Below are 13,180 nucleotides of genomic sequence, written 5' to 3'. Positions count from 1 at the left end.
GGGTCTCGTGGTAGGTAATCACCACGTTGGCCTCATTGTTCTCGATGTAGTCCGTCTGGCTGGACAGGTCAAAGAACGCATAACCGTCGTTGTCACCGTCACACGACTCCATTGGCATTGGCGCCGACGGCGATGGCAATGGCTCTACCCTGATGTCCAGGCTTACAATACTGTAACACTCCGTATCTTGATTCTTCCCTAGTACATATATAGTCTGAGGGTTTTGTCCGGAAATATTCTCATATAATAATGGAAGTGGATTAATGCCATTATTAGCGTCTTCCGAAGTTAAATGGTAGCTTATTGCAATACCCGTCTGCCCATTAAGGATCTCCTCCTCGCTGTCCTGAAGATTAAATATCTCAACCTCATCTCCAGGGTTATTAACATCACACAAGCTAATCGGTGTGGGCTGTACTAATTCTGGTGCTGGATTGGCAACTATCTCCAGTGTTGTAATAGTTGTACATCCGGAGCTGATATCCACTACATTGATCCAAATAGTTTGAGTATTGGGAACAATATTTGTGTAATTGCCTGGAAGTGCGATTGGATTTGTACCATTTTGAGCATCAGCTAGAGTCTCATAATATCCAAATAAGTACTGGGAAGGATCCAGACCATTTAGCATTTCTTCCTCTTTCAAATTAAGGTTGAATGGCGCATAGCCCTCAACCTCTTGTTGACAAGCCCAAAGCGGCGTTGGATCTATAATTTGTGGATCGGAATGAACTACAAGCTGTACCTCAACGATTGTAGGACAATTTGTAGCAATGGTCGTACTCTCCACATTGGCGTAAAGCGTTTGTTGACATGGAACTATATTACTATAAGATATAGATGTATCTATAGCATTGGCACCAAACTGGGCATCAGCCATAGTCTCGTAGTAGGTTACCCCTAGAGTTACATCTCCAGCTGTAATCTCTTGATCCAAAGTCGTTAAATCGAATTCCGCAAAGCAGTCTGCATCAGGGTCACATACCTCATAAGGTTGAGGTATTATTGCTGCAGGAGCGCCTTGCACAGACAGTTCCAAAGCTGTAGTAGATTGACAGCCTGTAGCCGTATTAACCAACCTAGCATAGATAGTCTGTGGATTCGATATATTAGTGTAAGGTATTGTTAATGGATTTAAATTGTTATCGGCATCGGCCTGGGTTAGGTGGTAACTTACCGCATAACCTGGCACACTTCCTGAAATATCATTATTTGCAAGGGTCAAGTCTATTGAAGTATAACCATCAGCAATGTTGTCATCACAAACAGAAAGAGCCGGTGCTGGATTTCCTATTTGTGGAAGAGAATTTACAACTAAATCAAGCGTAGTAATGGACAAACATCCTGATGAATTAGCTATTACACTAACCCAAATAATCTGATAATTAGGTGCTGAATTAACAAATGCCGTTGGATTTAAAATAGGGTTTGTTCCAGTTTGTGCATCAGCTTGGGTTTCAAAATATGTAATTGAAAATTGTGTTGGGTCTAAGCCGTTTAATAATTCCGTTTCTGCGTCCTGCAGATTAAATTGGGACAAGCCATCTCCATTATCATCACAATTACTCAAAGGTGTTGGTTGAACAATTTGAGGAGACTCATTTACTATAAGCTCTAACTCTACATATGAAGCACATTCTGTAGTAGCATTTAAATTCTCAACCCTTACATAAATCGTCTGAGAGAATGAAGCAACGTTGACATATGGATCGTCAAAAATTGGGTTTAAATTATTTTCTGCATCAGATTGACTCAGGTGATAGGTCACTTGTAAACCTGCGACACCTCCTGTTATTTCATTTTCTGCATCACTTAAGGTAAAAACGCCGAATCCGTCACCGTCTGGATCACAATACTCAAGAGGAGTTGGTATATATACCGTAGGAGCATCGGTCACATTCAAATCTAAAGTAGTATACTCAGTACATCCACCCGGAGCTTCTACTTTAACATATAAAGTTTGAGTAGCCGTCGTGGTAGTGTAAGGAGAAGGTAATGCATCTGCCGGATTACCATTTTCAGCCAATAACTGAGTTAAATAATAGGACACAGTTAAGGTTGCATCTCCACCGGTAATAATATTGTTTTGGCTATAAATATCAAACTCTCCCGTATTTGGGTTAACACCGTCACTACAAGTAAACATTGGATCTGGATCTGTGATTACTGGAACCGGGTTCACAATTATTGTCTGGGAAATATCCAAGTCAACCAAACAAAATGGTGTAGTTGGTTGTTCAATTGACACGAGCTCTATAGTTGTTGAAACTGCAAGGTTAGGAAAGTTCAATACATAATTTCCAAAAGCATCCAAAACAAGGGTTTGTTCAACACCTCCATTAATTGTATAAGTTATTATTGCATCTGGCTCACCTCCTGTAAATGATAGATCTACGTTTTCTCCTTCACATATTTCCAAGGTACTCCAAACCAATGTTGGCACATTCACATCGTTGACGGTCACAACAACTTGATCTGTCAAAACCTCTGAACATGCTACTGTACCATCAGCATTTACAACCTTAGCATTTGTTAATGCAAAAGTTATGTCGCCAGTTAAGCTTTGTGTAATTTGAGCATTACCTGCATCATCCAAAATTATTTCCTGATCAGGTCCATTGTTTATAGTATAAACGATGGTTGCATCGGGGGTACCAGAAAAAGTAAAGGTAACATCTTCTCCCTCACATACTGCAGAATCAGAAGCGGAAATTGTCGCTGTAGGGATAGGATAAACTATTAAATCAAATTCGGTTAAACTAAAGCATCCCGAAACATTATCTACAACCTTAGCATAAACCGTTTGAGGATTGGACGTGTTGGCCATAATCCCTGATAAGGCATTAGTACCATCTACAGCATCTCCCAATGACGGGTAAAACACAATAGTGTTGTTTGCCGCATCTGGGTTAATATCTGCCTTAACTGAGTTAAGATCGAACACACCAACATTAGGTGTAGTGCTACAGGTTTTTAAATCATCTATTTCGTTTGCACTCGGAGGCTCAGGGAAAGCACCATCACCTTCTGTGGCAGTACCTGTCCAAGTTAATTCAAAACCTCCATCTCCTACTGGTCTATCTATAGCTATATAGTAAGACTGACCTGCTAATACATCTAGCCATCTCACATAACCATTCCCATTGGCTCCAGGGCCTGTTTGTGTTAAAACAGTACCTGAATACATCCCTGTATGGTTGTTAGGTAAGCCTGCCAATGCTGGATTTGTTGTTGCACAACGTATGGGACTCCCTAAATTATTACACGGATCATCTGGACCATATACCCAAAAATCATAATCTACGTTAATGTCTGTATTGGTAGGGATGAGATCAAAACCCAAAGTTCCATCTTGAACAACATTAATTTGTAACCAAATAGAATTGTGTTCAAATCCTCCACATCCAGAAACTTCTTGGATATTTCCAATTCCACTTGCGTTAGAACTGAACGTACCGTTACCACAAACTGTAATTGCATTGACACAATCGTTTGGTTCTTGAGCGTTAGCCGTTAAACTTCCAGTTAGTAATAATCCTAGTGCAATAATCTTTTTCAACATCTTCTTCTCCTTAGGTGATTTTATAAAAGTTGATAGTCAACCATTTATTTATGTAATAAAAGGCTGACTACCAAGAAAGTGCAAATCTATAAATAATTTAAAAGTCGCTCTACAACTTTACTATTTTTTAACAATCATGAACTCAGATCTTCTATTTTGAGCATCCTGATCTTTAGTACAGTTAGAAGCACAATCAATTTTAGGTTCCGAACTACCAAAACCTTTTCCTGTAATTCTGTCTTTACTTATGCCTTTGGAAATAACATATTGTACTGTAGATTGAGCTCTTTTTTCTGACAGCTTCATATTGTATGCAGCACTACCTTTGGTATCTGTGTGAGCTTTAACAAGTATTTTCAATTCCGGATACTTGTTCATTGCCCTAACCAGTTTATCTAATTCCTCTGCTCCTTGAGCTGTAATATTACTTTTATTGAATTCGAAATAAATATCCTTAAGCTTAACTTCTGTATCAGTAATAATAACTTCCATTGGTTCAATAGCAGCATCAATTACAACTTCTCCACCATGAGTTGCTGGAACAGTAAACATAGCCGTATCGTAGCCATCCTGAGATACTTTAAATGAATATTCGGTATCACATTCTACATCAAATGTAACCTTACCATTCACATCTGTTTGCTTACTAGCTATTACATTACTTTGTGAGTCTAAAATAGCAACTTGAACATCGGTCAATATTGAATTTGTTTTTTGGTCTGTCACAGCAGCAATTGCCTGAACTTTACAAACGGGAACAGCCATGTAGATATTGTCTACACCGTTTCTGTTTGACGAAAAATATCCTATACCTTGGCTAACATTCAAACTGAAAGAGAAGTCATCCTTATTGGAGTTAACTGGTTTTCCAACATTAACAGCATCTTTATCTGCTGACAAATCTGCCATAAAAACATCATATCCACCAAGCCCAGGTTTTCCGTTAGAAGCAAAGTAAAGCACATTATCTTCTGTGATATTTGGGAAAGCTTCTTTTCCTGGGGTATTTACCATGTCCCCAAGGTTTTCAGGAATACCAAAAGTGTTACCATTAACACTCATCTTCCAAATATCGGTTCCTCCATGACCTCCTGGCATATTCGAAGCGAAATAAAGTGTAGTTCCGTCGGCACTTAAGCTTGGGTGTGTAACAGAATAATCTGGGCTATTAATTGGTAAAGGTTGAACGTTAGTCCATTTACCGTCCACCTTTTTTGCCATATACAAACCAAGTTGTGCAACTTTTACTTTATTTTTTTTGTCTTTTTTGGATAGCTCATCATTCTGTCCTCCTCTGGCAAAAAATATTGTATTCCCATCAGAACTAATAGAAATAGGACCATCGTGATAAGCTGTATTCAATTCTTTAACAGCCTTTGGCTCTGATAAAGAACCATCGGTATTTCTAGTGGATTTGTAAACATCTAAATACGGTTCGTTAGTCCACTTATCTGTTTTATTAGAACCATCCCTAGAGCTAACAAAATAAACATTCCCATCGTTAGCGAGAACAGCACCAAAATCGCTTTGGCCTTCACTGTTTATGTCTAACCCTTCAACCTCGAACATTTCACTTTTACTGGCCAAACTAGGAATGTAATTAGGGTTGGCTAGATAAGATGCTGCTCTTTGATCGTTAGGGCTTAATTGCGCAAACTTGTCCATTTGCTGATTAGCTTCCTCATACTTACCTTGAGCCTTCAAGCATTCTGCATATCTATAATATGTTTCAGCATCCTGAGGTGTTTCTACAGCCTTTGCATACCATTTGGCGGCTTCCTGTGTATTGAACACATGGTAATAACTATCGGCTAATTGTTTATAGGTATAGCTATCTGCTTGGTCTTTATCAACAACTTCCAAATAGGCGTCTATAGCATCTGTGTATTGATACCCCTCATAGAGCTTATCAGCTTTTTCAGTGATTTTACTTTGACCGAAACTTGCTGTCATTGCTAGAAGCATACCAGCTGTTATATATATTTTTTTCATTCTTTAATTCCTTTTTACGGTTAGAAAAATCTAGGTGAAATAGTTACTTTTTTGTACAAGTTCAAATCGAACAATAACATAATTTCATGCGAAGAAGATGTTGATACATCTAATGCAGAAGTCACATAATCGTAAGCATAACCAATTCTCAAAGATGGGTTTATGGCAAAATTAACCAAAGCTCCAACAGAATCATCTAAACGATAGGTTGCTCCAAATTCCAATTTATTGTTAAATAAGACATTTGCAGACACATCTAATGAAAGAGGTGCATTAAACGCCGACTTCATCAAAAATGAAGGCTTAAACTTGGTATTCGTTCCTATATCAAAAACATAACCAGCAGTAAGGAAATAGTGTTGGGTTTCTGTACCGAACTCATAATTTTCACCATTATCAGTAAGGTCTAAATAAGTACCATCTAACATATTAGGCACAGAAAATGCCACATAATACTTGTTGGTATAGTAAAAGAGTCCTGCACCAACATTTAAAAAAGTGTTATTGGTATCCTGTCCAAACGCATCATCTTGATCTGGCACATAACCATTACCTATATCACTGTACAATCCAATTTTATTGAATGTTGCTCCAGCCTTCAACCCCAATGCCAGTTTGTGCTCACCACCAAGTTTAATGGTGTATGAGAAGTCTGCATAGGTATTTGTTTCCTCTACAGGACCTACTTGATCTGAAATTACCGAAAACCCAAGTCCTACATTTTTACCCACAGGGCTGTGCAGGTTTAAAGTAGCTGTTCTTGGAGCATCGTCAATACCTACCCATTGAGAACGGTAAAGCACCCCTCCAGAAACACTTTCTTTAGACCCTGCATAAGCCGGGTTTACTACGTTCATGTTGTACATGTATTGAGTAAACTGAGGATCTTGCTGGGCATTAACACTCATAACCATAACAAGTGCAAAGGCGAGTGTAAAATATATTCTTTTCATCTCTATTCTGTCTTTTAATTATTGATTTTTAACAGTCTGCAGCAGTATTACTGCAGACTGCCTTTGTCTATTATGATTTGTGTTATTTAATAATATATACCCATCCAGTTACCGAACTTCCATCATTCTTAGTGATGCTATAGAAATAGGTTCCATCTGGCAGATCGTCTCCTTTATTAGACTGTCCATGCCATTGGTCTGTATAGGCTCCAACAAACTTGTAAACTTCTGTTCCATAGCGGTTAAAGATGTGTACTTCACGAACACCGTTCAATACAAAACTGTCGTTTGCCCCATCACCATTTGGAGAAATACCTCGAGGTATATTACAAGCTGTAATCTCAATTGTTGTTGTATAACTATCTGATAAAGTACAATTAACAGAATCGCCATCAAAAGTGTAAGTTACTTCGTAAACACCTGGAGCAACATTTGTCAAGTCAACTTCCCCTGTGTCTGAATCTACTGTTAAATCGAATGAGCTAAATATACCTCCAGTTGTAAAATCTGTTCCCGTTTGCGGGAATGGATTGTCTGAATCATTGTCACAAACAGTCTCGTAACTAAAGGCTACTTCTGGTACAATAGTCTGGTTTACGTTTACAACAATCTCAATGCGCTCTCCTGTACATCCTGTTGATGCATCTGTATTGGCTACATAATAGGTTGTTGTACCAGTAACAGAAGTATCTGGCGTAGGCGCAACCTCAACTCCTGTACCTCCAGTTGGCTCAGTATACCATAACAAAGTGTAGTTTTCTGAAGGCGTAGCTGTTAAAGGCTCAGCCTCGTCTCCCAAACAATATTCTGTTGGTGATGTTACTGTTGGAACATCTGGAATACCATTGTATTCTAAAGACACTTGTTCCTGACAATAACGCGTTCCCCAAGTAAACACATAAGTTCCTGAAGCTGTAAACCCACTAACAGTAATATCCTTTGAATTAGGGTCTGAAATAATTACCTCTCCTGGGTTGTTCTCATCTGCAGTCCAAGTTCCTGTTCCCTCAGCATTTAGTTCTGCCGTAGGGTTATTACAATCTACCACCTGGTCCTGAGAAAGAAGCTCTATATCATTGTTAGGGATGAAATTAGCTGCGTCCAATAGGACACCAATATCATAATTTTTAGCCCTAAAAATAAATCTTGTTACATCCTGCCCATCAGGCACTTCATATGAACCATTAACTAATGTCCAAGAACCAACAACTCCAACCTGTTCAGCTAACAAAGTAAATGGTCCTTGAGGCGGTCCTGCATATAGTTGGATTGTATTTCCATCGAATCTTGCTTGAGTAGCAAAACTATAATCCATCAAAGTAATTTCAGAAGTATCGAACTCTCTGTAAAGACCTCTTATAATAGGATCATTTTCATCGTAAAACTCCTGATCATCAGAAATTAATTGGATACACTGCCCTCCCGAATATGGTGTAAATCCTGGAGCGTTTAACGATTCCCAAATAAAGATGGATTGCCCATGTTCTGTTTCCATGTTCTTTCTCCATCCCGGAACAACTAATGATGAACTAATACTATAAATACCACTAGGTCCGTTGTAAGGTTGTCTTTCAAAATCGTAGTTAACTGCATTAAAAGCACACAGATCTTCAGGAGTTGTAAGACAAACCTTAAATTTCTTAGTGCTTACAGCTGGATCATTTAGTGTAATTCTAACCTTGTATGAATCACCAACCACAAGTTCTGATGAATAGCTAGCAACAATTACATTATCATCGCTACAGCTCAATTCTTCCAATGTTCCATCTCCTAATTCATGATACAATGTCATTGTAATGAAAGGGAAAGGCTCTTCCCCAGATGAAACATAGAAACTTCCCGGAAAATCATTGGCTTCTATAATATGTATTCTAGAAGTTGCTGTAAACTGGAACCATACATCAGCTTGATTTGTCACAGGGCAAGTTATAGCTTCTGAGGATACAGATGCATTTCTAAACGAAACATCGAAAGCAGATTCTACACAGTTTAGGTCCTCATTAATTGGAAGGGCTAATGCCGTTGAAGCATCATCATTTCTGACAAAATCATAAGGTCCTGACCAGTAGCTATTATCATCATCACCACAAATTGCTCTTACGTAAAATTCATAAGTTGCAGCATTATCATAGAAGAAATCATCTGCAGTTGGAGAATATGAATTGGTGCTAACAATAGTACCAGACTGAGGAAGTGTTCCATTATCAATAGGCTGAATGGCTACCTCCCATTGCGTTTCACTACCACCGGCAGTCCAAGATAAAACTGAAGTAGCACTAGCTGTTAAGTCTGTCGGCTGTGGACAAGACACTGGACCACATTCAGCCACATCAGTATAAATGAATGTTTTTAAAGGGCCAACACCCATTGGACTTGTATATACATTATTTCCTAAGTAATCTTCTATAGAGACTTGGAAATTGTCGTATTGAGACTGTGCTGTACCCAAGGTTTCAAAGTATAGAGAAAATTCTACACCTGTACATAGGAATACAGTAAACTCACCGGCTGGGTTACCATCAAAAGGTAATGATTGCACTAATTCTTCATTTTGATAAACATCTATTGAAGCGGAAAGGTTTACATCACTTGTTAAAGTAAAGGTATATTGACATAAATTATCAAAGCTACATTTGGTATTTACCTCAACTGGGCCTATCCATTCACTATTGGTGTCATCATCACAAACGGCACGAACATAAACTTCATATTTAGTAGCAGCATCTAAACCCGTTACGGTATAAGGCGACGCTGTTGCAGTATAAAGATATTGTGGATCTACGTCTCCAACAGGTGCATCTTCTTGATAAGGCAATACTGCAATTTCCCAACTGGTTTCAGAACCGTTAGCGTCCCAACTTACATCAATTGTGGTATCGGTAATGTTGTTTACCATTATGTTTGATGGCTCTGGACATTCTGGAATATCTTCAATAACTACGTTATCAATAAACAGCAACTGTCCTCTGTAAGGCCCTGTACTTTCAAAATAAGGCACATGGAAGGCAATATTAATATCTCCGGTGATACCATCAGGAAGGTTAATAATCTTTTCCAAATACACCATGTTATTAATGATAACAGGATCATTATCAGAATCGTAAAGTACCGTTGTAAAATCTTCGATATTGATTCCGTTGGTAGACAACAATACCTCTAAATCCTCAGTAAAGAAACTATCATTAACTCTGTAATAGTAACGTAGCCTTTGGTTAGCAGTAACAGTAATTGTAGGAGAAATTAACCAGTCCTCATTAGCACCATTTTGTCCAGTAAACATAGCTGCAGATTGGTCTCCTTCATAAGGGTATACAGCGCTGTCCATTTGCCAACTTTGGTTATCATCGTTATCATCAACAATTCTCCAGCAATCCTCAGTCATAGAGTCTGAGTCAAAGGTTTCTATGAACGGTGTTGTAAAGGCTTCACATAGGGTTGTGAAAGTTACAGGCCCAACCCATTCACTATTTTCCGAATCACAAACCGCTTGAACATATACTTCGTAAGTTGTTGCCGGCTCTAAGTCTGATACAGAATAACCTGTTGCTAAAGTGTTTTCTGAAGATACAGGAGGAACTCCTGTTCCAGCAGGCTGTAAAGCGATGTTCCAACTTGATTCATTAAATCCTGCTGTCCAGGTAATATCTGCTGCGTTTTGGGTTATTCCACTCACCTGAATATCTGAAGGCATCGGGCAGTTAGGAGCATCGTTAATGCTCACGTTATCTATATCCAAAACAGAATAACCTTCTGCTGTAGAAAATTCTGGAGGTATTCTAAAGGCAATATAAACAGTACCTGTCGCCTCAAATAATACAGATTTTTCTTGGAAGACCGTATTCGTAAACTCGAAGTATGGCTCTATTACGGTAAAACTTGATGGGTCTGTATCCGTAGTTGATATTAATACCTCAAGACCAAACCTAGTGGTTGGGAAGAAAAATGAAAATGCCGAACGGTAGTCGAACTTCAATTCCTTAACACCATCTACGTTTATAGCAGGAGAAATTAACCAATCATCAAAACTAGTTGGAGGGAAAAAGAATGGCGCTTGCGTAGTTGCAAAATTTGGAGCAATAGCCCATTGACCATTATCCATATTAGCATTGTTGGTACTCCAACAGAATTTATGTGTATTTGGGTCACCATCATCAAAACTTTCAAAGAATGGCGTATCAAAAACAGTACAAAGTGTTTCAAAGCTTACTGGACCAATCCATTCACTCTGTTCGGTAGAATTACAATACGCTCTTACATAAACCTCATATTGATGCGCAGGTAATAAATCTATAGCTTGATAAGGATCGTTTTCAGTTACCAAGGTTCCAGAACCTGTAGGCTCTCCAGTTCCAGCATCTTGAATAGCTATTTCCCATTGGGTTTCTTCAAAGCCTTGAGTCCAAGAAATATCGGCACTAGTTCCAGTAATATTGTCAACCGTAATGTCTAAAGGATTAGGACAAGCCGGAATATCTTCTACAACAACATCGTCAATGTTTAAACTGTTTGCAGTTTCATTGGCATTAGGTGAAACAACCCATCCAATATTAACTTCTCCTGTAACCGAAGTAGGTATGTTAACAATTACTTCCTCCCAGTTAAAACCAGTAGATATCTCTGTTTCCGGATAAATTTGAGTCGTAAAGTTATCTGCACCAACACCTGTAGTTGACACCCAAATAGAATAGGTAGAAACACCTGAAGCGTTACGTTGTTTAAAACGCAATCTCTTTTGTGGTCCAGTGAAGTTTATTCTTGGAGACACGAAAATATCATTGTTATTTCCTTGGTTAGTTCCTGTAGATATAGATGCATATCCAAAAGAGTATTTCCATGTTGACAAATCCATGTTGACATCAATAATGTTCCAACATGGTTCAGGAGTTGTTGAATTTACACTAGCAAATTCTGTAGAGTAAGGCGTATCGAAAGTTGTACATTGTGTAGTAAATGTAAATGGAGCACTCCATTCACTTGACGTACCACCACAAACAGATCTTACATAAAAATCGTAAGTTGTTCCTGCAACCAAACCGGTATTGATTAAGTTGTCAACATTTGTTGCAGTAGCAGTTCCAGCACCAGTTGGTTCTGGATTTCCGGTTGGTACAGTAGTATACTCCCATGAATCTGCAAAACCTCCAACATTATCCCAAGAAAAAAGGACACTATTTTCGGTTAAATCATCATAAGTGATTCCTGAAGGCGCAGCACAAGAAGAGCCTTCAATCTCCAACTCAAAACAAATGCCTGCTCCTGGAGCATAAGGTGCCGATACTACGATAATATAGGTTTGTCCCGCCTGAACCAAAAAGTTCTCTATCTGATTTTGTTGTATACCTCCTGTTGTATAAGTACCATCAAGACAGCTTACTCCAACATTTGAACAGCCATCATAGATGTAAACAGTTGTATTATCATTCCAACAGTTTCCTTCTGGCAATGTAACTGAAACATCTTGTGTTATAGTTATCAAGGCATCTTGAGTTGCCGTGTAACTTAAAAATATCTTGTCTCCGTTTAATCCGTTAGCACCTCCCGGGTTTGCAACACAACCTGTTCCTGCATCATCATACACAACATCAGGGTTGCCATAATTAGCCAAGTTATCTGCTAAAACATAAGGTGTTCCTGATAAAACATCTGGAACAACTATAGGAAAATCACAAGAGGTTCCTAAATTTAGTGTTGTAAAGTTAAAAGGTCCGCTCAAATCACTAACTGACCCGTTAGGACAAACTGCTTGGATGTAAACATCGAAGGCAGTACTACTATCCAATCCGTCAACTGTCAAAGAGCTTCCTGATACAGGAACGCCTCCTGTATCTGCAGGAACGCCTCCAGCAGGAATCACTTGAACTTCAAAATTAGTAGCCGTAGGATGCGACCAGGATAAGTCGGCTCCTTCAGGAGTAATGTTTTCAATAACAAAAGTATCTTCAACAACAGCTGAACACCCCTCTATAACACTTACATCGTCAACAAACCAAGCATCACCAGTTGGTGTTGCGCCATTTTGAGTATTGATGGCTACAAAAGCAACATAAACCGGAATTGCAGGAAGATCAGGGAATTCAACAACCTTTTCTTCGTAAGCTGTTTGCGAACCAGAGTTTAAGTCTGCTTCAGTCCATGAATCCAAAAGCACACTAAAACCATTTACATCTGGTTGGTTTGCCGTAGATAAACGCAATTCGTAAATGGTACCATTATCAGCAGCATCACCTTGTTTGGTAAAGAAGTGAATCTCACCATTTGCCGGTATGGTAATTTGTGGAGTAACCAAAAAATACTCTGCTGTATTCTGGTCTCCAATATTATCTGCAGAAGGATCTACTGTAACAGCGTTTGTCCCCAAATAACCATCTGTGGTTGCACCCCAGTCAGAAGTACCTATACTATTATTAATAATAGTCCAATCTGCAGGCACACCGCTTTCGAAAGATTCTGTCGGTAATTGTGCAAAGCCTTGTAAGCTAACCAACATAAAAAATGCTAGAGAGGTTAAAAGGCGAATTGGTTGATTTTTAAATTGACCCTGTAAGGATCTGGTGAAGTTCCACCGTAATCTAAATGGCAATAAACGACTTATTACCAAGATTAGTTGTTGATTGTTTCTCATGCTTTTCCCTTTTCGGTTTAAACTTTAAATGGCGTGAAAGTTAACTATTCA

General features: G+C 38.7%; 3 protein-coding genes and 1 pseudogene. All 4 read right to left on the bottom strand.

Going from position 1 to position 13,180, the window contains the following annotated elements; genetic code table 11:
• Nucleotides 1–3,562 (bottom strand): annotated as a pseudogene (locus PWU04_RS06150) (hypothetical protein); the annotation flags it as partial.
• Nucleotides 3,563–3,682: 120 nt separating this feature from the next.
• Entirely contained in the window at nucleotides 3,683–5,554 is a 1,872-nt protein-coding gene (locus PWU04_RS06145; RefSeq protein ID WP_274475011.1) for an OmpA family protein, read from the bottom strand.
• 20 nt (nucleotides 5,555–5,574) lie between these two features.
• Complete coding sequence (locus PWU04_RS06140; protein ID WP_274475009.1) at nucleotides 5,575–6,507, bottom strand: PorP/SprF family type IX secretion system membrane protein; 933 nt, start codon at nucleotides 6,505–6,507, stop codon at nucleotides 5,575–5,577.
• Nucleotides 6,508–6,589: 82 nt separating this feature from the next.
• Complete coding sequence (locus PWU04_RS06135) at nucleotides 6,590–13,129, bottom strand: choice-of-anchor J domain-containing protein (RefSeq protein WP_274475008.1); 6,540 nt, start codon at nucleotides 13,127–13,129, stop codon at nucleotides 6,590–6,592.
• Nucleotides 13,130–13,180: the final 51 nt, after the last annotated feature.

The organism is Mangrovimonas aestuarii, from assembly GCF_028767185.1.
In the GTDB taxonomy this organism is placed as follows: domain Bacteria; phylum Bacteroidota; class Bacteroidia; order Flavobacteriales; family Flavobacteriaceae; genus Mangrovimonas_B; species Mangrovimonas_B aestuarii.
The sequence above is the reverse complement of the archived record's forward strand: the minus strand, read 5'-3'. Positions and strand labels throughout refer to the sequence as shown.

What these genes read in the sequence shown, in the direction of transcription:
- PWU04_RS06145 (WP_274475011.1), bottom strand. Translation starts at nt 5,554, where the DNA reads ATGAAAAAAATATATATAACAGCTGGTATGCTTCTAGCAATGACAGCA.
- PWU04_RS06135 (WP_274475008.1), bottom strand. Translation starts at nt 13,129, where the DNA reads ATGAGAAACAATCAACAACTAATCTTGGTAATAAGTCGTTTATTGCCA.
- PWU04_RS06140 (WP_274475009.1), bottom strand. Translation starts at nt 6,507, where the DNA reads ATGAAAAGAATATATTTTACACTCGCCTTTGCACTTGTTATGGTTATG.